23 protein-coding genes and 2 pseudogenes are annotated in these 26,127 nt (G+C 72.3%); 5 read left to right on the top strand and 20 right to left on the bottom strand.

All coding sequences use genetic code 11. From position 1 onward, the window contains the following. Positions 1-53 precede the first annotated feature (53 nt). Both AB0Q99_RS25235 and AB0Q99_RS25230 read right to left on the bottom strand, forming a co-directional pair. Entirely contained in the window at positions 54-1,412 is a 1,359-nt protein-coding gene (locus AB0Q99_RS25235; RefSeq protein ID WP_363575393.1) for an aspartate aminotransferase family protein, read from the bottom strand. A 256-nt stretch (positions 1,413-1,668) separates the two neighbouring features. After that, complete coding sequence (locus tag AB0Q99_RS25230; RefSeq protein ID WP_363575391.1) at positions 1,669-3,162, bottom strand: gamma-aminobutyraldehyde dehydrogenase; 1,494 nt, start codon at positions 3,160-3,162, stop codon at positions 1,669-1,671. 250 nt (positions 3,163-3,412) lie between these two features. On the opposite strand from AB0Q99_RS25230, the gene AB0Q99_RS25225 reads away from it, so the two are divergent. The 4 genes from AB0Q99_RS25225 (at position 3,413) to AB0Q99_RS25210 (ending at position 7,432) form a co-directional block, all read left to right on the top strand. Beyond that, positions 3,413-3,886, top strand: a complete 474-nt coding sequence (locus AB0Q99_RS25225; RefSeq protein WP_030243538.1) for an Lrp/AsnC family transcriptional regulator — start codon at positions 3,413-3,415, stop codon at positions 3,884-3,886. Beyond that, on the top strand, positions 3,883-5,277 hold the full coding sequence (locus tag AB0Q99_RS25220; RefSeq protein ID WP_363575389.1) for an aspartate aminotransferase family protein: 1,395 nt from the start codon (positions 3,883-3,885) through the stop codon (positions 5,275-5,277). The genes AB0Q99_RS25225 and AB0Q99_RS25220 overlap by 4 nt, the downstream gene beginning before the upstream one ends. Before the next feature lie 220 nt (positions 5,278-5,497). Continuing rightward, the gene (locus tag AB0Q99_RS25215; RefSeq protein ID WP_363575387.1) at positions 5,498-6,253 is read left to right on the top strand and encodes an ATP-binding cassette domain-containing protein; all 756 of its coding nucleotides are present in this window, start codon (positions 5,498-5,500) and stop codon (positions 6,251-6,253) included. A 27-nt stretch (positions 6,254-6,280) separates the two neighbouring features. Beyond that, complete coding sequence (locus AB0Q99_RS25210) at positions 6,281-7,432, top strand: hypothetical protein (RefSeq protein ID WP_363575385.1); 1,152 nt, start codon at positions 6,281-6,283, stop codon at positions 7,430-7,432. Positions 7,433-7,463: 31 nt separating this feature from the next. Here AB0Q99_RS25210 and rlmN read toward each other — a convergent pair whose 3' ends face one another. The 6 genes from rlmN to rpsB form a co-directional block, all read right to left on the bottom strand. Continuing rightward, positions 7,464-8,564 (bottom strand): 23S rRNA (adenine(2503)-C(2))-methyltransferase RlmN, encoded by a 1,101-nt coding sequence (gene rlmN, locus AB0Q99_RS25205; protein WP_363575383.1) that lies wholly within the window; start codon positions 8,562-8,564, stop codon positions 7,464-7,466. A gap of 73 nt (positions 8,565-8,637) precedes the next feature. Beyond that, positions 8,638-9,882, bottom strand: a complete 1,245-nt coding sequence (locus AB0Q99_RS25200) for a phosphatidate cytidylyltransferase (protein WP_363575381.1) — start codon at positions 9,880-9,882, stop codon at positions 8,638-8,640. Positions 9,883-10,163: 281 nt separating this feature from the next. Further along, positions 10,164-10,721, bottom strand: coding sequence for a ribosome recycling factor (frr, locus tag AB0Q99_RS25195; protein ID WP_363575379.1), 558 nt, complete (start codon positions 10,719-10,721; stop codon positions 10,164-10,166). 98 nt (positions 10,722-10,819) lie between these two features. After that, positions 10,820-11,584 (bottom strand): UMP kinase, encoded by a 765-nt coding sequence (gene pyrH / locus AB0Q99_RS25190; RefSeq protein ID WP_363575378.1) that lies wholly within the window; start codon positions 11,582-11,584, stop codon positions 10,820-10,822. 261 nt (positions 11,585-11,845) lie between these two features. Continuing rightward, on the bottom strand, positions 11,846-12,685 hold the full coding sequence (gene tsf, locus AB0Q99_RS25185) for a translation elongation factor Ts (protein ID WP_363575376.1): 840 nt from the start codon (positions 12,683-12,685) through the stop codon (positions 11,846-11,848). A gap of 129 nt (positions 12,686-12,814) precedes the next feature. Further along, positions 12,815-13,672 (bottom strand): 30S ribosomal protein S2, encoded by an 858-nt coding sequence (gene rpsB / locus AB0Q99_RS25180; RefSeq protein WP_363575374.1) that lies wholly within the window; start codon positions 13,670-13,672, stop codon positions 12,815-12,817. A gap of 555 nt (positions 13,673-14,227) precedes the next feature. On the opposite strand from rpsB, the pseudogene AB0Q99_RS25175 reads away from it, so the two are divergent. Then, positions 14,228-14,857 (top strand): annotated as a pseudogene (locus AB0Q99_RS25175) (M23 family metallopeptidase); the annotation flags it as partial. A 165-nt stretch (positions 14,858-15,022) separates the two neighbouring features. Here the strand turns inward: AB0Q99_RS25175 and AB0Q99_RS25170 are convergent. From AB0Q99_RS25170 to rplS, 12 genes and pseudogenes are all read right to left on the bottom strand, one after another. Further along, the gene (locus tag AB0Q99_RS25170) at positions 15,023-15,607 is read right to left on the bottom strand and encodes a helix-turn-helix domain-containing protein (protein ID WP_363575422.1); all 585 of its coding nucleotides are present in this window, start codon (positions 15,605-15,607) and stop codon (positions 15,023-15,025) included. Positions 15,608-15,810: 203 nt separating this feature from the next. Next, positions 15,811-16,623 carry an RNA polymerase sigma factor WhiG gene (gene whiG, locus AB0Q99_RS25165; RefSeq protein ID WP_363575372.1) on the bottom strand — a complete coding sequence of 271 codons (813 nt, stop codon included), beginning with the start codon at positions 16,621-16,623 and terminating at the stop codon, positions 15,811-15,813. A 486-nt stretch (positions 16,624-17,109) separates the two neighbouring features. Beyond that, the gene (dprA, locus tag AB0Q99_RS25160; RefSeq protein WP_363575370.1) at positions 17,110-18,324 is read right to left on the bottom strand and encodes a DNA-processing protein DprA; all 1,215 of its coding nucleotides are present in this window, start codon (positions 18,322-18,324) and stop codon (positions 17,110-17,112) included. Further along, positions 18,321-20,030, bottom strand: a complete 1,710-nt coding sequence (locus AB0Q99_RS25155; RefSeq protein ID WP_363575368.1) for a YifB family Mg chelatase-like AAA ATPase — start codon at positions 20,028-20,030, stop codon at positions 18,321-18,323. The genes dprA and AB0Q99_RS25155 overlap by 4 nt, the downstream gene beginning before the upstream one ends. Before the next feature lies 1 nt (position 20,031). Next, complete coding sequence (locus AB0Q99_RS25150; RefSeq protein WP_363575366.1) at positions 20,032-20,535, bottom strand: YraN family protein; 504 nt, start codon at positions 20,533-20,535, stop codon at positions 20,032-20,034. Positions 20,536-20,703: 168 nt separating this feature from the next. Further along, entirely contained in the window at positions 20,704-21,030 is a 327-nt protein-coding gene (locus AB0Q99_RS25145; RefSeq protein ID WP_030056781.1) for a DUF2469 domain-containing protein, read from the bottom strand. Between the two features lie 55 nt (positions 21,031-21,085). After that, positions 21,086-21,559, bottom strand: coding sequence for an NUDIX domain-containing protein (locus tag AB0Q99_RS25140; RefSeq protein ID WP_363575364.1), 474 nt, complete (start codon positions 21,557-21,559; stop codon positions 21,086-21,088). Between the two features lie 112 nt (positions 21,560-21,671). After that, positions 21,672-22,436 carry a signal peptidase I gene (gene lepB, locus AB0Q99_RS25135; RefSeq protein ID WP_363575362.1) on the bottom strand — a complete coding sequence of 255 codons (765 nt, stop codon included), beginning with the start codon at positions 22,434-22,436 and terminating at the stop codon, positions 21,672-21,674. Between the two features lie 145 nt (positions 22,437-22,581). Further along, the gene (gene lepB, locus AB0Q99_RS25130; RefSeq protein ID WP_363575361.1) at positions 22,582-23,586 is read right to left on the bottom strand and encodes a signal peptidase I; all 1,005 of its coding nucleotides are present in this window, start codon (positions 23,584-23,586) and stop codon (positions 22,582-22,584) included. A 285-nt stretch (positions 23,587-23,871) separates the two neighbouring features. Then, positions 23,872-24,672, bottom strand: a pseudogene (gene lepB, locus AB0Q99_RS25125) (signal peptidase I); the annotation flags it as partial. A gap of 82 nt (positions 24,673-24,754) precedes the next feature. Beyond that, positions 24,755-25,606, bottom strand: a complete 852-nt coding sequence (gene lepB, locus AB0Q99_RS25120; protein ID WP_363575359.1) for a signal peptidase I — start codon at positions 25,604-25,606, stop codon at positions 24,755-24,757. A 77-nt stretch (positions 25,607-25,683) separates the two neighbouring features. Beyond that, positions 25,684-26,034, bottom strand: a complete 351-nt coding sequence (rplS, locus tag AB0Q99_RS25115) for a 50S ribosomal protein L19 (RefSeq protein ID WP_030306736.1) — start codon at positions 26,032-26,034, stop codon at positions 25,684-25,686. Positions 26,035-26,127 lie beyond the last annotated feature (93 nt).

Here is a 26,127-nt window from a genome sequence, read left to right as displayed (position 1 = left end):
TGGGACGGCCCCGGGCGCACGCACGGGTGCCCGGGGCCGTCCTGGTAGGTACGTCAGACAGTGTGCGCGTCGGTGAGCGACAGCACCTCGTCCAGCACCGCGAGGCCGGTCTTGGCCTCCTCCTCGGTGACGGTGCACGGCGGGACGACGTGGAAGCGGTTCATGTTGACGAACGGCCAGAGCCCGCGCTGCTTGCAGGCCGCGGCCAGCTCGGCCATCGGCGCGTTGGCGGCACCGGCGGCGTTGTACGGCACCAGCGGCTCGCGGGTCTCCCGGTCCTTCACCAGGTCGAGTGCCCAGAACACGCCCAGGCCGCGGACCTCGCCGATCGACGGGTGCCGCTCGGCCAGCTCGCGCAGGCCGGGGCCGAGGACGGTCTCGCCGATGTGCTTGGCGTTCTCGACGATGCCCTCCTCCGCCATCGCGTTGATGGTCGCCACCGCGGAGGCGCAGGCCAGCGGGTGGCCGGAGTAGGTGAGCCCGCCGGGGAAGGCCCGCTCGGCGAAGGTGGCCGCGATCTCGGCGCTGATCGCCACGCCGCCCAGCGGCACGTAGCCGGAGTTGACGCCCTTGGCGAAGGTGAGCAGGTCCGGGGTGACGCCCCAGTGGTCGGCGGCGAACCACTCGCCGGTGCGGCCGAAGCCGGCCATCACCTCGTCGAGGATGAACACGATGCCGTGGCGGTCGCAGATCTCCCGCACCCCGGCCAGGTAGCCCGCCGGCGGGATCAGGATGCCCGCGGTGCCGACCACGGTCTCCAGGATGACCGCGGCGACGGTGCCCGGCCCCTCGAACGCGATCACCTCCTCCAGGTGCCGCAGCGCGCGCTCGCACTCCTGCGCCTCGTTCTCGGCGTGGAAGTTGGAGCGGTAGGCGTACGGGCCCCAGAAGTGCACCACGCCGGAGACGCCGGTCTCGTTGGCCCAGCGCCGCGGGTCGCCGGTGAGGGCGATCGCGTTGGCGGTGGCGCCGTGGTACGAGCGGTACGTGGAGAGGACCTTCTGCCGGCCGGTGTGCAGCCGGGCCAGCCGGATGGCGTTCTCGTTGGCCTCGGCGCCGCCGTTGGTGAAGAAGATCTTGTCCAGGTCGCCCGGGGTGCGCTCGGCGATCAGCCGCGCGGCCTCGCTGCGCGACTCGACCGCGAAGCCGGGCGCGATGGTGCAGAGCTTCGCCGCCTGCTCCTGGATCGCGGCGACCACCTTCGGGTGCTGGTGACCGATGTTGGTGTTGACCAGCTGCGAGGAGAAGTCCAGGTAGCGGTTGCCGTCGTAGTCCCAGAAGTACGAACCCTCGGCGCCGGCCACCGCGAGGGGGTCGATCAGCGCCTGGGCGGACCACGAGTGGAAGACGTGCGCGCGGTCTGCGGCCTTGACCGCCTGGCCGGCGGCTGGGTCAGCGGTGGGGATGCTCATGCCGGTAAGGCTAGGGCGGGTCGCCCTAGAAGTGCAGTTCCATCGTGTCAGCCGGTCGCGCGATCCGTCGACAGGGTGCAAAGACACCGGGCCCGGGTCGAAAGGACCCAGGCCCGTAGTCAGTTCATACAACCTGAAATCAGATCGCGGTCATCCCGCGCCGGACGGTCACGACCCGCTAGATCGCGGTCATCCCGCGCCGGACGGTCACGACCCGCTAGATCGCGGTCATCCCGCGCCGAACGGTCACGACCCGCTAGATCGCGGTCATGACGTGCTTCACCCGGGTGTAGTCCTCGAAGCCGTACGCCGACAGGTCCTTGCCGTAGCCGGACTTCTTGAAGCCACCGTGCGGCATCTCGGCGACCAGCGGGATGTGGGTGTTGATCCAGACGCAGCCGAAGTCCAGGCGGCGGGACATCCGCATGGCACGGGCGTGGTCCTTGGTCCACACGGAGGAGGCCAGCGCGAACTCGACGCCGTTGGCGTACTCGACGGCCTGGTCCTCGTCGGTGAACTTCTGCACGGTGATGACCGGGCCGAAGACCTCGTTCTGGATGATCTCGTCGTCCTGGTTCAGGCCGGAGACGACGGTCGGGGCGTAGAAGTAGCCCTTGTCGCCGACCTGGTGGCCACCGGCCTCGATCTTGGCGTGGGCGGGCAGCCGCTCGATGAAGCCGGCGACCTGGCGCAGCTGGTTGGCGTTGTTCAGCGGGCCGTACAGCACGTCCTCGTCGTCCACGCCGCCGGTCTTGGTCTCGGCCGCGGCCTTGGCCAGCGCCTCGACGAAGGCGTCGTGGATCGACTCGTGCACCAGCACGCGGGTGGCGGCCGTACAGTCCTGGCCGGCGTTGAAGTAGCCCGCCACCGAGATGCCCTCGACGGCCTCGGCGATGTCGGCGTCCTGGAAGACCACGACCGGGGCCTTGCCGCCCAGCTCCAGGTGGACGCGCTTGACGTCCTTGGAGGCCGACTCGGCGACCTGGATGCCGGCCCGGACCGAACCGGTGATGGAGGCCATCGCCGGGGTCCCGTGCTCGACCATCAGCTTGCCGGACTCGCGGTCGCCGCAGATGACGTTGAAGACGCCGGCCGGCAGGTCCAGCTCCTTGAGGACGCCGCCGATGATCTCGGCCAGCAGCACGGTGGAGGCCGGGGTGGTGTCCGAGGGCTTCAGGACGACGGTGTTGCCCGCGGCGATGGCCGGGGCGAACTTCCAGACGGCCATCATCATCGGGTAGTTCCACGGCGCGACCTGGGCGCAGACTCCGACCGGCTCGCGGCGGACGATCGAGGTCATCCCGTCCATGTACTCACCGGCGGCCTTGCCCTCCAGCAGGCGGGCGGCACCGGCGAAGAAGCGGATCTGGTCCACCATCGGGCCGATCTCCTCGGAGAGGGTCAGCGCGCGCGGCTTGCCGGTGTTGCGCACCTCGGCGTCGACGATCTCGTCGGCCCGGGCCTCGACCGCGTCGGCGATCTTGAGCAGCAGCTTCTGCCGGGTGCTCGGGGTGGCGTCCCGCCAGATCGGGAACGCGGCGGCGGCGGAGGCCATGGCGGCGTCCACGTCCGCGGCGCCGGACAGCGGCGACGTCGCGTACACCTCGCCGGTGGTCGGGTCGACGATGTCGAGCGTGCGGCCGTCAGCCGCGTCGACGAACTCACCGTTGATGTAGTTGCGCAGCGTGCGAAGGTCGCTCACGGATCTCTCCTCGGTCTGGGCCTGCGGCGTTGCAGATTCCGGCGCCATGGTACGTCGGCGGATCCGACGCACGAAGGGTGCCGAGTGGCCGGGCCCGGAACGGCGCGGTCCACTGGTGGCGGTACGCACGGCACCTCGCGGGGCCGCGCGCGTACCGTGCCAGGGTAGCCGCACGACTGCCGGTATCGACAGGCCGAGTGCTCGCAAGCGATGAAATCCGTATGCGTTTTCCGGGATCACAACGAAATCAGCAGCTTCCACACTTGCGAACGCGGGAACGATCAGGCACAGTGGCCGCGTGGCCAACCGCGACCGGAACGCCAGCGTTCCCCTCGACGCCGCCTCCAAGGCGATCATCGAGCAGCTCCAGGAGGACGGGCGCCGCCCGTACGCCGCCATCGGCAAGGCCGTCGGCCTGTCCGAGGCAGCCGTACGACAGCGCGTCCAGAAGCTGCTCGACCAGGGCGTGATGCAGATCGTCGCCGTCACGGACCCGCTCACCGTCGGCTTCACCCGCCAGGCGATGGTCGGGATCCGGGTCGAGGGTGACATCGAGCCCGTCGCCGACGCGCTGGCCGCCCTCGACGAGGTCGACTACGTCGTCTGCACCGCAGGCTCGTTCGACCTCCTGGCCGAACTGGTCTGCGAGGACGACGAGCACCTGCTCGAACTGATCAACAAGCGCATCCGCGCGCTTCCCGGCGTGCGGAGCACCGAGAGCTTCGTTTACCTGAAGCTCCGGAAACAGACCTACACCTGGGGCACCCGATGACAGCCGACCCGGCGCAGAAGGACCTTTCCAAGACCGCCTACGACCACCTGTGGATGCACTTCACCCGCATGTCGTCGTACGAGAACTCCCCCGTGCCGACGATCGTCAGGGGCGAGGGCACCTACGTCTGGGACGACAAGGGGCGGAAGTACCTCGACGGCCTCGCCGGCCTGTTCGTCGTCCAGGCCGGTCACGGCCGCGAGGAGCTCGCCGAGGCCGCCGCCAAGCAGGCCAAGGAGCTCGCCTTCTTCCCGGTGTGGAGCTACGCCCACCCGAAGGCCGTCGAGCTGGCCGAGCGCCTGGCCAACTACGCCCCGGGCGACCTGAACAAGGTCTTCTTCTCCACCGGTGGCGGCGAGGCCGTCGAGACCGCCTGGAAGCTCGCCAAGCAGTACTTCAAGCTGACCGGCAAGCCGACCAAGTACAAGGTCATCTCGCGCGCCGTCGCCTACCACGGCACCCCGCAGGGCGCGCTGTCCATCACCGGCCTGCCGGGCCTGAAGGCCCCGTTCGAGCCGCTGGTGCCGGGCACCCACAAGGCGCCGAACACCAACATCTACCGCGCCCCGGCCTTCCTCGAGGGCCCGGACGGCACGGTCGACCCCGAGGCGTACGGCCGCTGGTGCGCCGACGAGATCGAGGTCGCCATCCTCAACGAGGGCGCCGAGACCGTCGCGGCCGTCTTCGTCGAGCCGGTGCAGAACGCCGGCGGCTGCTTCCCGCCGCCGCCCGGGTACTTCCAGCGCCTGCGCGAGATCTGCGACCGCCACGACGTGCTGCTGGTCTCGGACGAGGTCATCTGCGCCTTCGGCCGCCTCGGCACCATGTTCGGCGCCGACAAGTTCGGCTACCAGCCCGACATGATCACCTGCGCCAAGGGCATGACCTCGGGCTACTCCCCGATCGGCGCCACGATCATCTCGGACCGCCTCGCCGAGCCGTTCTACAAGGGTGACAACACCTTCCTGCACGGCTACACCTTCGGCGGCCACCCGGTCTCCTCCGCCGTGGCGCTGGCCAACCTCGACATCTTCGAGCGCGAGGGCCTGAACCAGCACGTCCTCGACAACGAGGCCGCGTTCCTGGGCACCCTGAACAAGCTGCGCGACCTGCCGATCGTCGGCGACGTCCGCGGCAACGGGTACTTCTACGGCATCGAGCTCGTGAAGGACAAGGTCACCAAGGAGTCGTTCAACGACGACGAGGTGGAGCGCGTGCTCTACGGCTTCCTGTCGAAGGCGCTCTTCGACAACGGCCTGTACTGCCGCGCCGACGACCGTGGCGACCCGGTGGTCCAGCTGGCCCCGCCGCTGATCTCCGACCAGTCGACCTTCGACGAGATCGAGCAGATCCTGCGGACCAGCCTCACCGACGCGTGGGCGAAGATCTGACCGTCTGAGCTTCCTTCCCCACCCTCCGCCGAAGGGCGGTCCCGCTCCCCGCGGGGCCGCCCTTCGGCGTCCCTCCATCCGAACATCACAGTCGTACGACCAAACATGCCTGAATGCGGGTGATTTGCCCGTGATGGACCAGTGCGCCGCAACCGCGACCCGCCCCGGTCGTTCTAATCTGACGACTGTCATATCCCTGCGGCCCCCAGGATGGAACCTCATGTCAGCGGCACCGCCTGACAACGACGTGCTGTGGGCCCGAGGGATCGTCAAGTCCCATCACGGCACCCCCGCCCTGCGCGGCATCTCGATCGGCGTCCGCGAGGGCGAGGTCCTCGCCGTCACCGGCCCGCGCGGCTCCGGCAAGAGCACCCTGCTGGGCTGCCTCTCCGCCCAACTCCCGGTCGACGACGGCGAGGTCTGGTTCAACAGCGCCCCCGTGCACACCCTCACCCGGGCCGGCCGCGAACGACTGCGCCGCGACCGCTTCGGCTTCGTCGGCTCCGAGCCGCACCTGGTCCCCGAACTGACCGCCCGGGAGAACGTCGCCCTGCCCCTGCTGCTCGCCGGGGCCGGCAACAAGGCCGCCTACACCGCCGCCGACGAGTGGCTCGAGCGCCTCGACGTCGGCGACTTCGCCCGGCAGCGCCCCGACCGGCTGGTCCAGAGCCAGCGCCAGCGGGTCGCCGTCGCCCGCGCCCTGGCCCCGCTGCCGCCCGTCGTCTTCGCCGACGACCCCACCGCCCCGCTGCACCGCGAGGCCGCCGAACAGGTCCTGCGGATACTGACCAGCGCGGCCCGCTCGCACCAGCTCACCCTCGTCCTGGCCACCCACGACCCCGAGCTCGTCCGGTTCGCGGACCGTGCCGTCGCCCTCGTCGACGGACGGCTCGCCGCCCCCGCCGCCCCCGTCCCGCGCGGCCCCGCCGCGTCCGGGGCCCCCGGAGCGTCCGCCGTCACGGCCACCCGCCGCTGACGACGCCGAGCCGCTGAAAGAGTCGACGTGTTCTATCTCCGTCTGGCCCGGGGCTACCGGGCGCCCGACCTCGGCCGCTGGCTGCTCACCGCGCTGGCCGCCGCCGTGGTCGCCGCCTTCCTGCTGCGCTCCCTCGGCCGGGCGATGAGCGACCCGCTCGGCGGCGCCGACCCGCTGGTCCGGCTGCTCTGGTGCCTCCCCCCGCTCGCCGCCGTCGCCTGGTTCGCGGCCGTCGCCGCCCGCGCGGTGCCCGCCCGGTGCCCCGAACGGATCGCCGGCCTCACCGCCGCCGGAGCTGGCTCCCGCCGGATCCGGGTGCTGATCGCCGGCGAGGTCGCCCTCGCCTGCACCCTCGGCAGCCTGCTCACCCTGCTGGCCTTCCTGGTGCTGCGCAACGACATCGCGGGGCCCTCGCTCGCCCCCGACCTCGGCATGGGCGTCCCGCTGCCGCCCGCCGCACCGGTCACCCTGCTCGCCCTGGTCCCGCTCACCGCCGGGATCGCCGCCGCCTGCGCGGTGTCCGTCACCGAGCACCTGCCCGGCGGCCGCACCCGGCGCGGCACCGGCTTCGGCCCCTGGCGGATCGCCCTGCCGATCGGCCTCGGCGTGATCGGCGCCGCGCTCGAACTCATCGCCCTGCGGCCCGGCGCCGCAGCCGACGGCCGCCCGATCCACCTGCCCGCAGGGCTCGGCACCACCAGCACCGCCGCCCTCGGCGGCTGGGCCGCGAGCGCGCTCGGCCTCGCCCTGCTCACCGGCCCGCTGCTGGCCTGGACCGGACGGCTGCTCGCCGTCGGCCGGCCCACCCCGCTGCGGCTGCTCGCCGGCCGCGGCCTCACCGCCCAGGCCCCGCGCCTCGGAGCGCCGCTGGCGGTCCTCACCCTCGCCGTCGCGCTGGTGCTCACCACCATCCGCTACTGGATCGGCACCCCCGGCAGCGCCGACGCGCTGCCCGCCGTCGAGGCTGGCCTGGTGCTCGGCTGCGCGGCCGCCGCGGTGGCCGCCCGGCTGGCCGAGGTCCGCACCGACCGCCGGGACGTCACCGACGCGCTGCTGCGCCTCGGCGCCTCGCCCCGGCTGCTGTTCGGCGCGGTCGCGCTGCGCACCCTGGCGGTCGGCACCACCCTGCTGCTGACCGGCGGGGCGACCGCCGCGCTGGCGGCCGCCGGCCTGCGCTGACCGCCGGGGCCGCCCCGGACCGGTCCTCGGACTAACCCGCCGCGGCGAGCTGGCCGCAGGCGCCGTCGATCTCCTGGCCACGGGTGTCGCGGACGGTCGTCGGCACGCCGTGCGACTGCAGCCGGCGGACGAACTCGCGCTCGTCCTCGGGCCGGGAGGCGGTCCACTTGGAACCCGGGGTCGGGTTCAGCGGGATCAGGTTGACGTGCACCCGGCGGTTCTTGATCAGCCGGCCGAGCAGGTCGGCCCGCCAGGCCTGGTCGTTGATGTCCTTGATCAGCGCGTACTCGATGGAGATCCGGCGGCCGGACTTCTCCGCGTAGTTCCAGGCCGCGTCCAGCACCTCGGCGACCTTCCACCGGGTGTTCACCGGCACCAGCTCGTCGCGCAGCTCGTCGTCCGGGGCGTGCAGGGACAGCGCCAGGCGGCAGCTCAGGCCCTCGTCGGCGAAGCGGTGCATCGCCGGGACGAGCCCGACGGTGGACACCGTGATGCCGCGCTGGGACAGGCCGAAGCCGTCCGGCGCCGGATCGGTCAACCGACGGATCGCGGACAGCACCCGGTTGTAGTTGGCCAGCGGCTCGCCCATGCCCATGAAGACCACGTTGGACAGCCGCGCCTCGCCGCCGGGGATCTCGCCGGACTTCAGCGCGCGCATCCCGGCCGCGATCTGCTCGACGATCTCGCCGGTGGACAGGTTGCGGGTCAGCCCGGCCTGGCCGGTGGCGCAGAACGGGCAGTTCATACCGCAGCCGGCCTGCGAGCTGATGCACATGGTGACCCGGTCCGGGTAGCGCATCAGCACGGACTCCACGAGCGTGCCGTCGAAGAGCTTCCACAGCGTCTTGCGGGTGGCGTCGTCGTCGCACGAGACGTGCCGCACCACCGACATCAGCTCGGGCAGCAGGCTCCCGGTGAGCTTCTCCCGGCTGGCGGAGGGGATGTCCGTCCAGCTCGCCGGGTCGTTCGACATCCGGCCGAAGTAGTGGTTCGAGAGCTGCTTGGCGCGGAACGGCTGCTCGCCCAGCTCGGCGACGGCCTCCTTGCGCTCGGCGGGGCTCAGGTCGGCGAGGTGTCGCGGGGGCTTGGCGCCACGCGGCGCGACAAAGGTGAGTTCTCCGGGCTTAGGCATGGTTCATCCAGTGTCGCAGACGCGCGGGGGCCCCGGACGCCAGGCGTCCGGGGCCCTCCTGCGGGCACGTGGATCAGCTGCCGACGAAGGCCGCCAGCAGCAGCCAGACCACCGGGGCGGTCGGCAGGAGCGAGTCCAGCCGGTCCATGATGCCACCGTGGCCGGGCAGCAGCGTGCCCATGTCCTTGATCCCGAGGTCGCGCTTGATCATCGACTCGCCCAGGTCGCCCAGGGTCGCGGTGACCGCCGCGCAGCCGCCCAGGATCAGGCCCTGCCACCAGCTGCCGTCGTCGATGATCAGCTGCATCAGCACCGCGCCCGCCAGCATCGACAGCGCGATGCCGCCGGCGAGTCCCTCGCGGGTCTTGCCGGGGCTGATCGTCGGGGCCAGCTTGGTCCGGCCGAACTTGTAGCCCACGGCGTAGGCGCCGGTGTCGCTGCAGATCGTGACGATCAGGAAGAGCACGATCCGCTGCGGGCCGTCGTCGGCCGCCAGCATCATCGCCACGAAGGTGGCCAGGAACGGCACGTAGAAGGCGGTGAACACGCCGGCCGTTATATCCCGCAGGTAGTCCTCCGGCGGCTCGGCCATCCGCCAGACCATCACCGCCAGCCCGGTCAGCGCGAGCGAGGCCGCGGCCCACTGGATCCCGGCCCAGTAGCCGGTGGCGACCATGGCGATGCCGCCCACCACCAGCGGGATCAGCGGCGCCTTGATCTGCTTGCGCTCGGCGAGCCGACTGGTCAGCTCCCAGACGCCGACCGCGACCGCGGCCATCACGACGAACAGGAACAGCGCCTTCACCACGAACAGCGAGGCGACGATCACCGCGCCGAGGCCCACCCCCACCCCTATGGCGGCCTGGAGATTACGGCCACCGCGCTGCTTGCGCGGCTGCGGCTGCGGGTCGGGCTGGGCGGCCACGGGTGTCTCCTGCCCTGGGTGGGACGACGGCACGAAGTGGGGCTGCCCGGCTGCCGGGTGGCTGGGCGGCGGCGCGGGACGCACGGGTGCCCCCGGGTACGGCGGGCTGCCGGGGCCGGGGGTGGGAGCGGTGTCGTCGGATATCGCGCGCAGCACGACCGTCTCGGTCACGCCGGGCGGCGCGGTGCCGGGCTGCTCGTCCCGGAACAGCGGGCCGCCCAGTCGGCCGGCCTCCCGGGCCGGTCCCGCCGCGGGGTCGGCCGGTACGGCGGGGCCGACGGGAACGGGCCGACCAGCGGCCGGGCCGTGGCCGGTCGGCCGAGCGTGACCGGTCGGCCGGGCATGGCCGGGCGCACCGGGGGGCGGCCCCGGGTCGGCCGGTACGGGAGGCATGACCTGAGTCTCCTCCGCGTCGCCGCCCCAGTACACCGGAGGCTGCTGCGAGTGATCCGAACGGAGGCCCCGGCCGGGCGGGACGGCAGCCGGCGGGCCCGGGGGCGCCACCGGGCCGCCCCGGTGACCGGGGTGTCCCTGGACCGGCGCCGACGGCTCGCCGTACCCCGGCGCCGGGTGGGCCGGGGTACGGGGTGCCTGCGGCTGCGGCGCCGGGCGGTAGGGCTGGAACTGCTGGTCGGACGGGCCCCAGTAGCCAGGGGCGTCAGGGGCGTCGTTCATCAGACCTCGAGCAGCTCGGATTCCTTGTGCTTCAGCAGCTCGTCGACCTGGGCCACGTACTTGGCCGTGGTGTCGTCGAGCTCCTTCTCGCCGCGGCGGCCGTCGTCCTCGCCGACCTCGCCGTCCTTGACCAGCTTGTCGATGGCGTCCTTGGCCTTGCGGCGCACGGCGCGGATCGACACCTTGGCGTCCTCGCCCTTGGTGCGGGCGATCTTGATGAACTCCCGGCGGCGCTCCTCGGTCAGCTCGGGCAGCACCACGCGGATGATCGAGCCGTCGTTCGACGGGTTGACGCCCAGGTCGGAGTCGCGGATCGCCTGCTCGATGGCCTTCAGCGCGGTCTTGTCGAACGGCGAGACGACCGCCATCCGGGGCTCCGGCACCGAGAACGAGGCCAGCTGGTTGATCGGCGTCACGGTGCCGTAGTACTCGGCGACGATCTTGGCGAACATCGCGGGGTGCGCCCGGCCGGTGCGGATGGCCGCGAGGTCGTCCTTGGCGACGCTGACGGCCTTCTCCATCTTCTCCTCGGCCTCGAGGAGGGTCTCTTCGATCACTGTGGTCTCCCTGTCCGGTTCATCTGCTGTTGTTCCCACCGGTGTCGGCGCGGTGGCCGGTCGCGGCTCCCGCGCCGTTCCGTACGGCTGGTTGCTGCTCAGGCCCGGACGGAATCCTGGCTGATGAGTGTGCCGATCTTCTCACTCTTCACCGCGCGCGCGATATTGCCCTCCGCCAGCAGTTCGAAGACCAGCATCGGAAGGTTGTTGTCCTTGCACAGCGTGATCGCGGTGAGGTCGGCGACCTTGAGGTCGCGCGCGATGACCTCGGAGTACTCCAGCGCGTCGAACTTGACCGCGTCCGGGTTGGTCCGCGGGTCGGAGTCGTAGACGCCGTCCACGCCGTTCTTGCCCATCAGCAGGACGTCGGCGTGGATCTCCAGCGCACGCTGGACGGCGGTGGTGTCGGTGGAGAAGTACGGCATGCCCATACCGGCGCCGAAGATCACCACACGGCCCTTCTCCAGGTGCCGGACGGCCCGCAGCGGCAGGTACGGCTCCGCGACCTGGCCCATCGTGATGGCGGTCTGGACCCGGGTCTCGATGCCTTCCTTGACCAGGAAGTCCTGCAGCGCCAGGCAGTTCATGACGGTGCCGAGCATGCCCATGTAGTCGGAACGGGCCCGGTCCATGCCGCGCACCTGCAGCTCGGCACCCCGGAAGAAGTTGCCGCCGCCGATGACCACCGCGACCTCGGTACCGGCGCGGACGACCGTGGCGATCTCCCGGGCGATCGCGTGCACGACGTCCGGGTCGACGCCGAGCCCGCCGCCACCGGCGAAGGCTTCACCGGACAGCTTGAGCAGCACCCGGCGGCGCGCGCCGTCCTTGGGGTCCTGCGCGGTCTCCTGCGTCTCCTGCATGGACTTCTCCTTTTTGCACCTACTGGTCACAGGCGCGGGTGTGCGGATGCCCCGCCTGCGCGTACACGCGAGGAGGCCACTGCCGCGGGAACCGGTTCGGTGTCCTGCACGGCAATGGCCTCCTCGTCGTTCATGGTGCCGACGCGAGCCCGCCCGTGGGCGGTTGGCGCTGGGTGAGCCCGTTCGGCGGTCCGCCCGCCCTGGTCAGCGGGCGGGGGCGGTTCCCAGCCTAGAGGGGCCGGGGACCAGGTGGAACGTGGCTCAGGCGCCGACGCGGAAGCGGGCGAAGCGCTTGAGGGCGACGCCGTTCTCCTCGAGGACCTTGGCGACGGTCTTCTTGTTGTCCTTCGCGAAGGCCTGCTCCAGGACGGAGTGCTCCTTCACGAAGCCGGTGACGCGACCCTCGACGATCTTCGGCAGGGCGGCCTCGGGCTTGCCCTCCTCGCGAGCGGTGGCCTCGGCGACGCGGCGCTCGTTCTCGAGGTCCTCGGCCGGGATGTCCTCGCGGGACAGGTACTTCGGGGCGAAGGCGGCGATGTGCTGCGCGACGTCCTTGGCGACCTCGGCGTTCTCCTTGTCCAGCTCGACCAGGACGCCGACGGCCGGCGGCAGGTCGGGGCTGGTCTTGTGCAGGTAGACCGCGACGAAGCCGTCACCGCTGAACTGGGCGAAGCGACGGAAGACGATCTTCTCGCCCAGGGTCGCGTTGGCCTCGTCCACGAACTGCTGGACGGTCTTGCCAGCCTCGATCTCGGAGGCCAGGGCGGCGTCCAGGTCGGCCGGAACGGTCTTGGCGACGTGGGCGGCGATCGCGTCGGCGACCTGGACGAAGTTGTCACCCTTGGCGACGAAGTCCGTCTCGCAGTTCAGCTCGACCAGAACGCCGGACTTCTTGTCCTCGGCGATCAGCGCGGCGACGGCGCCGTTGGAGGCGTCACGGCCCTCGCGCTTGGCAACGCCCTTCTGGCCCTTGATGCGCAGGAGCTCGACGGCCTTCTCGACGTTGCCCTCGGCCTCGTCCAGGGCCTTCTTGCAGTCCATCATGCCGGCGCCGGTGAGCTCACGGAGCTTCTTGACGTCCGCGGCGGTGAAGTTCGCCATGGTGTGAATCTCTTCTCGCGTCTCGCGTGTCTGCGTGGGGATGCGCCGGGACCGATGGTTCGGTCCCGGCGCGGGAGAGAGGGGCACCTACCGGCGTCGTACCGGTGGGTGCCCCTCACCCTTGGTACGTCAGGCCTGCTCGGCCGGAGCCTCGGCGGCCGGGGCCTCGGCGGCGGGAGCCTCGGCGGCGGCGGGGGCCTCCTCGGCCTTCTTCTCGCCCTCGATGAGGTCCTTCTCCCAGTCGGCCAGCGGCTGGTCGGCGCCCGGCTCGGCCTTGGCGTCGCCCTTGGCGACACCGGCGCGGGCCTTCAGGCCCTCGGCGACGGCGTCGGCGATCACGCGGGTCAGCAGGGTGACGGAGCGGATCGCGTCGTCGTTGCCCGGGATCTTGTAGTCGACCTCGTCGGGGTCACAGTTGGTGTCGAGGATGGCGACGACCGGGATGTTGAGCTTCCGGGCCTCGCCGACCGCGATGTGCTCCTTCTTGGTGTCCACGATCCAGACGGCGCTGGGAACGCGCTGCATGTCGCGGATACCGCCGAGGGTCTTCTCCAGCTTGTCGTGCTCGCGCTGGAGGACCAGGAGCTCCTTCTTGGTGAGGCCGGAACCGGCCACGTCCGAGAAGTCCAGCTCGCCGAGCTCCTTGAGGCGCTGCAGACGCTTGTAGACGGTCGAGAAGTTGGTCAGCATGCCGCCGAGCCAGCGCTGGTTCACGTAGGGCATGCCCACGCGGGTGGCCTGCTCGGCGATGGCCTCCTGGGCCTGCTTCTTCGTGCCGACGAAGAGGACGCTGCCGCCGTGGGCAACGGTCTCCTTGATGAACTCGAAGGCGCGGTCGATGTAGTTCAGCGACTGCAGGAGGTCGATGATGTAGATGCCGTTGCGCTCGGTGATGATGAAGCGCTTCATCTTCGGGTTCCAGCGGCGGGTCTGGTGACCGAAGTGGACGCCGCTCTCCAGCAGCTCCCGCATCGTGACGACGGCCATAGCCGTGCTCCTCAGGTGTTACGGCCCGGCGGCGGTGACTCGTCGCAGCGACGACCGCCCACAGCCGGGTCAGGCTCGGTTTGTCCGTGGCGGCCAGGTGACAGCCACGCCTGACGCCCCGAACGTGCCGAGCCGCTTCCGCCCGCTCGGCCGGGGCCGGTCGGGCTCGGCGGACCGAGCGGCACTCGCACCTGGCGGGGCCGCGGAAGAACCGTGTCCGACCACCGGTGGCGGGGCGTGCGAAGTCGACCCGGCGGACCGGGTCGCGTGTGAAGTGTACGGGAAGCGCCGAGCGGCGGGCGACTTCACGAGCGGCCGGGGGCCTGCCGAGGAGCTGGGAAGAGTCCGGGATCGGCCGGGACGGGCGGGTCGGCGGCCGGTGGTGGGCGGTGTCGGCGGCGGGTACCGGTGGCGCACGGGAGCGGGCGCGCGCCGGTCGGCTGCCTGCCCGCGGATCGTCACCGGTATGCCGCTTGTACACCGGATGGCGGCACTCGTACACCCGTCGGAGGGACGGCGACCGGGTGCGGGGGCGGTTTGTCCACAGGAATCCGGATGTGGGTGGTGCGGAGGTGCGGAGACGGCGAGCCTTCGCGCATGACTGTTCGTGCGTGGTTCACCGGGTTTCGGAGGCTGCTCACCGTGGGGGTGGTGCCGGGGGTGGTGTTGGGGGTGACCTTGGTGCTCGGGGCGCCCGGGACGCCCGGGGTCGCGAGAGCGACGGAGGCGGCGGGGTCGGCGGATGCGACGGCGTTGGCGGGAGTGGCGCGGGCGGGAGTGGCGTGGTCGGCGGGCGGCTCCGACGGGGATCTCGCCCGAGGCGGTGGGCGGGCCTGGCCGGTGGGCGGACCTCGCGGGCTCCTGGGGCGTTTCGAGCCGCCGGCCAAGCCCTGGGCGGCCGGTCACCGGGGGGTGGACCTCGCCGCGGAGCCGGGGACGGAAGTACGGGCGGCGGCCGCCGGGGTGGTCACGTTCTCCGGGTCGGTGGCGGGCCGTCCGGTGGTGACCGTCTCCCACCCGGGCTCCGGCTCTCCCCCGCTCCGGACCACCTATCTGCCGGTCACCGGCTCCCTCCCGGTCGGCACCCCGGTGGCCGCCGGGCAGGTGATCGGCCGGCTCGCCCCGGACGGGCGGCACTGCGCCGTGCGCGACTGTCTGCACTGGGGGCTGTTGCGCGGGAGCCGCTACCTGGACCCGTTGGCCTTGTTCGGCGCGGGCACGGCGCGACTCCTGCCACTGGGTCCGGGGGCGACGAGCGGCGGGCAACCGACGGGCGGCGGGCGGCCGGTCAGCGACGGTCGGCCGAGCCGCCCGGCCAGCGACGGTCGTCCGGTCAGCGGCGGGTACCGGTCACGCCCGGCCGAGGCCGTGCAGCGCCAGGGCGACGGCGGCGTCCGCGACCTCCTCGGGGTTCTCGGTCGGGCCACCGGTGCGCTCACCCGAGACCGCCTGCTCGGCTCGGCGGACGGCCGCCTCCACGACGCCCTGCAGCAGCGATGCGGCCAGCCGGGGCCGCTCGTGGCCCAGCTCCTCCAGCGCCCGGACCACCAGACCGGCCAGCTTGCCGTGCGCCGCCCGGATCCGCTCGCGCGCGGCCCCGTCGAGCTCCAGCGCCGAGATCGCCACGACCGCGCGGTGACGCGGGTCGGCGGCCAGCGCCAGTTGGCCCCGGACATACGCCTCGATCCGCTCGGCGGCGGTGTCGCGGCTCTCCATCCCGGCCTCGATCTCGGCCGCCCAGAGCGGGAAGTCCACCTCGCAGAGCGCCTCGACCACGGCGGCGCGGGAGCGGAAGTACTCGTAGACCGAGGAGCGCGCCAGCCCGGTGCGCGCGGCCAGCGCGGGGAAGGTCAGGGCCTCCTTGCCGCCCTCGGTGAGCAGGGTGCGGGCAGCGTCGAGGAGGGCTGCACGCTGCAGCTGGCGATGCTCGGCCACCGTGGCCGCTCGGATCTTCGGCACGCTCCCACTGTACGGAGCCCTACGCGCGGCCGATGAGGCGCCGCGCATCAGGCGGCGGCGCGGGCCCCGCACCCCGGGCGGCCGGGCCACCGACCGGCTGGGTCACGACCGGCGAGGTCACGAACGACTGGGCCACGAACGGCTGGGCCACCGGGTGGGCCCGCCGCCGAACCCGCGCGCTACCGGATGTCCGAGAGCTTGGCGCGCAGCTGGAGGACGGACTTGGTGTGGATCTGGCTCACCCGACTCTCCGTCACCCCCAGCACCTGGCCGATCTCGGCGAGGGTGAGGCCCTCGTAGTAGTAGAGCGTCACCACGGTCTTCTCCCGCTCGGGGAGGGTGTTGACCGCCTGGGCCAGCAGTCTGCGCAGCTCGCGGTCCTCGGCCACCTCGACCGGGTTGTCCGCGCCGTGGTCCTCCAGGGTGTCCATCAGGCTCAGCCGGTCGCCACCCTCCCCCACCGGGTGGAGCAGTTCGTCCAGGGCCACCACGTTGGCGAGCGACAGCTGGCTGAAGATGGCGTGCAGGTCCTCGATCGCGATGCCCATCTCGGCCGCGACCTCGGGATCGTGCGGCGTCCGGCGCAGCCTGGCCTCCAGCGTCGCGTACGTCCGCTCGACCGCCTTCGCCTTCTGCCGCACCGAGCGGGGGATCCAGTCCAGGGCGCGCAGCTCGTCGATGATCGCGCCGCGGATCCGGCTGATCGCGTAGGTCTCGAACTTGATGGCGCGGTCGATGTCGAACTTCTCGATCGCGTCGATCAGCCCGAAGACCCCGGAGGAGACGAAGTCCGCCTGCTCGACATTGGAGGGCAGACCGACCCCGACCCGCCCCGCCACGTACTTGACGAGTGGTGAATAGTGCAGGATCAGCTGCTCACGCAGCCGCTGGTCGCCGCTCTCCTTGTACGAGCGCCAGAGCTCCTCCAGCGCGCTGCGCCCCTGGGCCGCGGCGTCCCGGCCGGCCCGCCCGGTGTCCGCGGGTGCGTTCACCGGTGCGTCGACGGGTGCGCCCACCGACGCGTCGACGGATGAGTCCACCGGCGCGTCGGCGGACCGGGCCGCCTCGGCGCCCCGGGTCGCGTCCGCGGGCTGGCCTGGCACCACCGTCGGTCGGCCGCCCTGGCGCGACAGGCCTCCCATCGTCCCCGCCGACTTGGGCGGGAACTCCGTCGTGGGGCGCCGCTCGGTCCGCGGCCCGCCCGAGGACCGAGCGCCACCGGTCACTCTGTGTCCGGGAATGTGTGTGGGCATGCGTTGGTCTGCGCCGTTCTGCCGAGTCATGTGCTGATAGGGAAGGCATGTGGAGCGTAGCGTGACCAACTCACTGCAAAGCGCTACCACCACTCGGTCGTCCCCCGATCCGGTGGCGTTCACCCACCGGATCCGGGCACACGAGCGGAAGAACCGGATCAGCTGGTCAGCCGGGTGGTTCGGACACGCCCTCCCCAGGCGCACGCGTGTTCTCCGTCCCGACGCTCACCTCCTCCGCACCAGGCGCCAGTGCGCGCCGTGTCGCTCGACGTAGCCGAGCGAGCCCAACTCGTAGAGCCGCTGGAGCACTTCGTCCGGCGGGAGGCCGGACTGACGGGCCAGCCGCTCGACCGGTGCGCCCTCCGCCGTCGCCGGTACGGCCTCCAGGACCCGGGCCACCGGGGGCTCCAGCAGGTCGCGCGGCAGCACCGGTGCGCTGCGCTCCGGAGCCAGGTCGTCCCCGATCGCTCCGATCAGCTCGGTGATCTCGGCCGCGTCGGTGACCAGGGTGGCGGCACCACTGCGGATCAGGGCGTGTACCCCGGCGGACAGCTCCGAGGTCACCGGGCCGGCGACGCCCATGGTGTGGCGGTTGAGGTCCCGCGCCCGTCTGGCCGTGCTCAGGGCTCCGCTGCGGACGGCCGCCTCGACCACCACGGTGCCCCGGGTGAGCGCCGCGATCACCCGGTTGCGGAGGACGAAGCGGAAGCGGTTCGGGTGCTCCCCGGGCGGGAGTTCACTGACCAGCAGGCCTTGGACGCCGATCCGCCGGATCAGTGCGGCGTTCCCCTTCGGGTAGGCCACGTCGACTCCGCAGGCGAGCACCGCGACGGTCATCCCGCCGACGGCGAGTGCGCCGCGGTGGGCCGCCGCGTCGATCCCGTAGGCCGCGCCGGAGACCACGACCCAACCGCGCTCGGCGAGTTGGGCCGACAGCTCCCCGGCGACGTGGGCGCCGTAGGCCGTGCAGGCCCGGGAGCCCACCACCGAGACGGAGCGCAGCGCGAGCAACCGCAGCGAGCCGGTGCCCATCGTCCAGAGCCCGACGGGGCGTCCGTCACCCAGGTCGTCGAGTTGACTGGGCCATTCCGTGTCCCCCGGAATGATGAACCGTCCGCCGCCGCGCCGTACCCGTTTCAGGTCCGTCTCCGGGTCCAGCCCCGAGAGCCTCGCCCGGTACCCGGCCAGCCGGGTGGAATCCAGCCCGGGGTGGTCGGGCACCGTCCCGTCCCGGATCGCCCGGACCACGTCGACGGCGGGGAGTTGGCCGAGCCAACGGCCGACCACCGCGTCCCCCGGTTCGCTGAGCCGGCTGAGCAGGGCGCGGGCCAGGCGCTCGGGATCGGACGCCGCCGTGGTGCCGGTGGGGTCGGCCTCGGTTCCGGCACCGGTCCCGGTCGTCCCGGTCCCACCGTAGGGGTATCCCAGCAGCTGGTTCATGCGTCTCGCTCCGTTCCGTCGACAGACTCCTCGCGGGTCCCGGGCCGGCCGGCGTCCGGCGGGCCACCGCGCTGGGCGGGGATCCCCCAGAGCCGGCCGGGGACCCGCTCGGTCAGCGGCAGCCCCTGCTCCACCCCGGTGCGCAGGACCAGGGCGGTGCGCACGTCCCGCTGGTCCGGTCGGTCGCGACCGGCGAGGTCGGCGACCGTCCAGGCGACCCGGAGCACCCGGTCCAGGCCCCGGGCGGTGAGCAGCCCCCGCTCCAGCTGACGGGCGACGTCGTTGAGCGCGCCGGGCGCGAGCTGCCAGTGCGTGCGCAACTCGTGGCCCGGGACCTCCGCGTTGGTCCGCCACGGGGTGTTCGCCAGCCGGGCCGCCGCCCGCTCCCGGGCGGCCCGCACCCGGGCTGCGACGGTCTCGGTGCTCTCCGCCGTGGCGTCCCGCTCCATGAGCTCGATCCTCGTCACCGGGGCGACCTGGACCTGGAGGTCGACCCGGTCCAGCAGCGGCCCGGAGAGCCGCCCCTGGTAGCGGTTGACCATCGCCGGCGAGCACTCGCAGCCCTCGCCCCGCCGGGAGTGCCGACCGCACGGACAGGGGTTGGCGGCCAGACAGAGGAGGAAGCGCGCCGGGAGCCGGAGCGACCCGGCCGATCGGGCGATCACCACCTCGCCCGACTCCAGCGGCTGGCGCAGCGCGTCGAGCACCCGGACCGGGAACTCCGGCGCCTCGTCCAGGAACAGCACGCCCCGGTGGGCCAGCGAGACCGCGCCCGGTCTCGGCAGGCCGCTGCCGCCGCCGACGATCGCGGGCATCGTGGTGGAGTGGTGCGGGGCGCAGTAGGGCGCGGTGTCGATCAACGGACGCCCGACCGGGAGCAGGCCCGCCACCGAGTGCACGGCGGTGACCTCCAACGCCTCCTTCTGGGTCAGCGGCGGGAGCAGCGCGGGCAGTCGCTCCGCCAGCATGGTCTTGCCCGCGCCCGGCGGGCCCTTCAGGTAGAGGTGGTGGCCTCCGGCGGCGGCGATCTCCAGGGCTCGTCGCGCCTCGTACTGGCCGGCCACGTCGGCCATGTCGAGGCGGGACGCCTTGTCCTCGGACAGGCCCCGCACACTCGCGCAGGGCAGCATCAGCCCGGCCATCAGCGGATCCGGTCGGCCCCCGATCGGGTCCGGCGGCTCCTCCGGCGCCGTCCCCCCGGTCAGGATCGCGATCAGCTGGCGCAGGCTGCGGACACCGATCACCGTGACCCCGGGGACGAGCGAGGCCTCGGGCGCGGTCTGCTCGGCGACCACGACCCGTTCGTAACCGGCGTCGGCGGCCGCCAGTACCGACGGCAGCACCCCGCGGACCGGCCGCACCCGGCCGTCCAGCCCCAGCTCGCCGATGATCAGCAGGTCGGCGATGGACGACGGGTCGAGCCGCTCGGCGGCCGCCAGCACGGCGCAGGCCACCGCGAGGTCGAAGCCGCTGCCGCTCTTGGGCACCGAGGCGGGGCTGAGGCCGACCGTCAGCTTGCGCTGCGGCCAGGCCTCGCCGCTGTTCACCACCGCAGCGCGGACCCGGTCGCGGGCCTCGGTGAGCGCCTTGTCGGGCAGGCCGACCAGGGTGAACGCGGCCACCCCGGGCTCCAGATCGGCCTGGACCTCGACGATCACCCCGTCGACGCCGACCAGCGCGACGGAACAGGTACGGGCGAAGGCCATCTCAGACCACCCCCCGCAGGTGGTCGACCAGGGCCGCACCCCGCGCCCGGTTGACCACGGCGACCAGGTCGATCCGCACCCCGCCCGGCGGGGCGGGAGGCCAGTGCGGATCCGTCGGCGCGACGTCGTCGTCGGCGCCGGCCAGCCGGGCGAAGTGGCCGGGCCAGCGCTCGGCCATCCAGCGCTCGGCCAGGCGTTGCAGCCGGGCGGCCTTGGCCTGGTCGATGGCCTCGGTGGGCTGCTGGAAGCCCCGCTCGGAGCGGGTCTTCACCTCGCAGACCGCCACGGTGTCGCCGTCGAGGGCGACGATGTCCAACTCGCCCTCGACGCAGCGCCAGTTGCGGTCCAGGATGCGGAGCCCGGCCTCGGTGAGGCGGCGGGCGGCGACCCGTTCCCCGTAGCGGCCGAGCCCGGTCCTGGTGCTGCGGACCGGGACGCCCCGCGACTTCTTCCCGGCTGCGGCTGTGTCCGGTACGGCCTGGTCCTGCACGACGGTGTGCTGCATGGTGACCACCTCCGCCGAGGAGGCTGCCCCATCGCGCACCGCCGGGCCCGGAAATTCCGGTTCCCTGTGGATAACCCGGACCTGTGGATAACTTTTGTCACCCGCAGGGGTGAGAAGCCCTGATCCCGCGAAATTCGGCTGGACAACGCGGGACGGAGTCGTCCAACGTCAGTTCCCGAAGCCGGACTCGTCCGAGGGCAGCTCCAGGTCGCTCTTCGCGAGTTCCTCGATGTTCACGTCCTTGAAGGTCAGCACCCGGACCTTGCGGACGAACCGGGCCGGCCGGTACATGTCCCAGACCCACGCATCCGCCATCGACACCTCGAAGAACACCTCGCCCTGGACCGAGTGCACCTGCAGCTCGTAGTCGTTGGTGAGGTAGAACCGTCGCTCGGTCTCGATCACGTACTTGAACAGGCCGACGACGTCCCGGTACTCCCGGTAGAGCTTGAGCTCCATCTCGGTCTCGTACTTCTCGAGATCTTCGGCACTCATCCAGGCGTCCCCTCAACTTGTCACGTCCACCCATTGTGGACCACCGCACCCACGGTCAGAGCCGTACCGGATCCACCGGCGGGCCCTCGACCAGCAGTCGTTCCAGGAAGTCCGCCAGGCCGGCCGGATACACCGTCTCGCCGGTCCCCCTCAGTTCCTCGACCGTCCACCAGCGCGCCGCGAGCAGCTGGGCGTGTTCGTCCGCGCCCATGCCGGAGTGGTCCAGGTCCGTCTCGGCGGTCCGGGCCAGGTGGAACCACTGTTCCTGCTCGTAACGCCGTCCTTGAAAGGAGAACGACACCGTGCCGTACGCCACCAAGGGACCCAGGTCCACGCCCCGCAAGCCGGTCTCCTCCGCGAGCTCCCGCTCGGCCGCCTCGCGCACGTCCTCCCCCGCTTCCAAACCGCCCCCGGGCGTGAACCACCACGTCTCCCCGGGAACCGCCGGGTCGGCGCCCAGGAAGAGGAGGATGCGGTCCAGCCCGTCCAGCAGCAGGATCCGCGCCGCCCTGCGGCGCTGTGCTGTCATGGCGGCGCTCCACGCTCCTTCCGTTCGCATCGGTGGTGCTACCGATCCTGCCACCCGGCGCCGCCGTCCGGGGCGATGTTCGGCAGAGCGGCCCGCGCGGCGACGGCCCCGCTCAGGAGCCGCTCCCCCGGCGCAGCCGGCGGGCCAGCCCGGCCACCCCGCCCGCCGCCGAGGTCACCAGGATCAGTGCCGCGCCGCCGACGGTGGCGTAGGCGGCGGGCTCCAGCGGGCCGGGCTGCGACGGCCCCGGCCCCGCGAAGCCGTCGAAGGCGGTGGTCCGGTCGAGCAGGCCCGTCCGGCCGAAGGGCTCCAGGGTGGCCTCGACCCTGGCTTCGACGGCGTCGGCCGGGACGGTCCCGCCGTCGACCTCCAGGTGGGTGCGGGAGTCGAGCGAGCCGACCCGGTTGTCACCGAGCAGGAACAGCCGGCCCTGCGGCACCGTCACGCTGAACGACTCGCCCTGGCCGCCCTGGGCCGCGAGGTAGGGCTCGTCCACCGGCTGTCCGTTGACCGTCAGGCGGCGGTTGTCCCCGCTGGTGGCGACGGTGTCCCCGCCGACCGCGACCACGCGCTTGACCATGAGCTCGTTGCCGCCCCAGGACTGGTCCCGGAAGACCACCACGTCGCCCCGGCCGACGGCCCCGCCGGCGACCTTGCGGGCGAGCACGGTGTCCCCGATCTGCAGCGTCGGGTACATCGAGGCGGTGGGGATGTCGTACGGCCGGTAGTCGACCGCGATGAGGGCGAAGCCGCCGATCATCAGCACCAGTCCGAGCGCCAGCGCGACGCCCTGCAGCACCGCGGCCGGCCGGCGGCGTTCGGGCGCGGGCGCGGGCGCGGGCTCACTGTCGGCCGTCTGCTCCACGACACTGCTCATCGACACCGTCCACCTCTGGCCGACCGGAGAACACCACTGGCACGCCGGGGGCACCGGCGGGAACGCCGACGGGCCGTGGCACGTCCGAGCAGATTACTCGTCGGTACCACGGCCCGCGCAAGGGTCGGGGACAACCCGGTGGAGCTCAGGACGCCTTCCGGCGCTCCTCCCGGCCCCGCACCCGACGCACCAGCGGAAGCAGGGCGACGGCCCCCGCCGCACCGGCCGCGGGGGGCGCCATCGGCGCGGCCGCCGCCAGGCCCTTCTGGTCGAAGGTGCTCGGCACCGGCAGGGTCGCCCAGTGGCTGATCGGCCAGGCCACCACGAAGGCCCGCCCGATCACGTTGTCCACCGGGACGGTGCCGCCGCCCGGCTGGTCCATGTGGAAGCGGGAGTCCAGCGAGTTGGCGCGGTGGTCGCCCATCACCCAGATCCGCCCCTTGGGCACCTTGACCGGTCCGAAGGGGTGGTCACCGCAGGGGGTGTTGCCCGGGTAGATGTACGGCTCGTTGAGCGCGACACCGTTGACCTTGACCGGCCCCTCGCCCTCGCACTCGACGGTGTCCCCGCCGACCGCGATGACCCGCTTGATCAGGTCCTTCTCGTTGGCGGAGGGCATCAGGCCGACGAAGCCGAGCACGTCCTGCACACCGCGGAGGAAGGAGTTGCTGCTCTGCGGGGTCGGCTCGTCGTTCAGCCAGCCGCCCGGGTCATGGAAGACCACGACCTCGCCGCGCTGGGGCTCGGCCCCGAACCAGGGGGTCAGCTTGTCGACCAGGACGCGGTCACCGACCTGCAGCGTGTTCTGCATCGACTCCGACGGAATGGAGAACGCCTGGACGAAGAACGTCTTGATCACGAGCGCGAGGATCAGCGCGATCCCGATCAGGATCGGCAGTTCCTTCCAGAAGGAGCGCGGCTTGCGCGGCTTGGCCGGAGCCTCCGACTCCGACCCGTCCGCCGACCCGGTCTCCGACTGCGAGGGTTCCGGCGAGTCCTCGGCCCCGGCGCCCTGTTCATCGGCGGTCTGGGCCGCGGCGTCGTCGACCGCGGCCGAGGGCGCCGACAGCTCGGCGGACCGGGCCGCCCGACGGCCTGGGCCTTCGGGCTCTCCGGCGCCCGAGCGGGCACCGATCACCAAATCCCCCACAACGTCTCCTCCCTGCTGTGCGGACGCCCGCGCGCCCGCGCTCAGAGTGCCGCACAGCGGGCACCACGCTCGCCACGACCGTGAACGACCTCAGGGCTGCCCACCGGGGGCTCCCCTGACACCAGCACAGCCTCGGCGCACGGCCGGGACCACTCCCGGCCGCACCTGCACTTCTCTATCACTCCGAGGCATCCGGCTCGCGGTCCCACACGCGAGGCCCGGCCGCTCAGCGGCCGGCGCGGCTCACTCCGGAGGCCGCCCCGGCCGACGACCGACGAACGGAAGGATGCCCAACACACCCATAACGAGCGGAGGTTCCACAGGAACCGGCCCAACGCCCACGGATTCCGCGGCAGTTCCACCGGCCTGCGGAGCCCGCGCGAGAGAGGAGAGTGAACCCGGCTCCTCGAGTTGATGGAAGCGGTCCAGCGGCCAGGCGATCACGAACGCGCGACCCACCACACCGCTCAGCGGGATCGTGCCCTGACCCGGATTGCCCATGTGGAAACGGGAGTCGGCGGAGACGTCCCGGTGGTCGCCCATGACCCACAGCCGCCCCTGCGGCACCTTCACCTTGAAGGGCTGCCTGGACGGCGGGTTGTCGGGCGCGAGGTAGGTCTCGTCCACCGGGTGCCCGTTGACACTGAGTCGCCCCTGCGCGTCACAGCACTCGACGGTGTCCCCGCCGACGCCGATCACCCGCTTGATCAGGTCCTGCTCGTTGTCGGACGGCAGCAGTCCGACGAAGGTCAGCACCTGCTTGGCCGCGCCCAGCACCGGGCCGTCGTCGGAGGGCTTGCGGTCGCCCTCCAGCCAGCCGCCCGGGTCCTTGAACACCACCACGTCGCCGCGCTGCGGCTCGCTGCCGAACCAGGGGGTCAACTTGTCCACCAGCACCCGGTCCCCGATCCGGATGGTCTGCTCCATCGAGCCCGAGGGGATCACGAACACCTGGATCAGGAAGGTCTTCATCACCAGCGCCACCAGCAGGGCCACCAGGATGATCATCGGGACCTCGCGCACCAGCGACCGCTTGCGCCGGCGGGCCGCCCGACGGGCGCTGCGGCGGCGCTCGGCCCGGCCGCGCACCGCCGGAGTGACGGCGGGTCCGGTGTCCCGCGGTCCCCGACCGTCCGGCTCCCGGGCCGGACGTTCGCTGAGTCGACTCCTACCTCTGGCTCCCATGACCACCCGTCCCCGCAGTCGCGGCGAAGGCCGCGGGCCGGTCCAGGCCGGTCAAGCGCGAGAACGGGTAGACCACCCAGTCCGCCCGGCCTATCACCTTGTCCTCCGGCACGAAGCCGCCGCCGGGCTCGCCGAGGTGGTCGCGGGAGTCGCGGGAGGCGCTGCGGTGGTCGCCCATCACCCACAGTTCACCGGCCGGCACCACCACGTCGAAGGCCACGCTCGACGGGTCGTCCCCCGGGGCCAGGTAGGAGGTCTCGTCCACCGGTACGCCGTTGACGGTGATCGGCGCGCCCGGCCCGGTGCTGGTCACCCGGTCCCCGCCGACGCCGATCACGCGCTTGACGTAGACGGTGTCCCCGGCCGGGGCCAGCCCGAGGTCCCGGGCGAGCGCACGCGCACCGTCCCAGAATCCCCGCGGCTGCGCCGACTCCCGCAGGAAGGAGCCCGTCCCGTCGAAGACCACCACGTCGCCCCGCTGGGGGTGACCGCCGAAGGCGTACGCGAGCTGGTTCGCGATCAACCGGTCGCCCGGACGCAGGGTGTCCTCCATCGAGCCGGAGGGCACCGCGTACGGGCGCGCGACGAAAGCGTTCACCAGGAGCAGGGCCGCCAGGCAGATCCCCGCCAACAGCAGCAGGTCGCGCGAGCGCGAGTGGCCGGGTTCCTCCTCCGGCTCCGGGCCGTCAGCGGCGTCCCCGGACGCGGCGGCGGTCGTCCCGGTCGGTGCTTCCTCGGAAGCACTCCCGGAAACGACCGCGGACCGCGACAGAGGGTCCGCACCGGTGGGTGCGGGACTGCCGTCGCGGTCCGCGGGTGGTTCGTGCGTGCTCATCGGGGGGTGAGCTTACCTTGCGGTCGTTCGTCCCCCGTGAGCGCTCCGATCCCCCGGCCAGGCCGGGGGACGGTGGATCAGCGGTCGCGCTTCTCCTTGATCTTCGCGGCCTTGCCGCGGAGGTCACGCAGGTAGTACAGCTTGGCGCGGCGAACCGCACCGCGGGTCACGACCTCGATCTTCTCGACGACCGGGGTGTGCACCGGGAAGGTGCGCTCCACGCCGACGTTGAAGCTGACCTTGCGAACGGTGAAGGTCTCACCGATGCCGGCGCCGTGGCGGCGGATGACGACGCCCTGGAAGACCTGGACACGGGAGCGGTTGCCCTCGATGACCCGGACGTGGACCTTCAGGGTGTCACCGGCGCGGAAGGCCGGAATGTCGCTACGCAGCGAGGCCGCGTCGACAGCAGCGAGCTTGTTGCTCATGTTGCTCTCCATCGCAGGCGCCACGGGCCGCCCACGGAAAATCGTCACAATGGGGTTTGCTGTGGGCCGCATCGGCTGACGACGATCCCCCCG

This window comes from Kitasatospora sp. NPDC086791 (assembly GCF_040685975.1).
Taxonomy (GTDB): domain Bacteria; phylum Actinomycetota; class Actinomycetes; order Streptomycetales; family Streptomycetaceae; genus Kitasatospora.
This window is presented reverse-complemented; position numbering and strand designations above follow the sequence as displayed.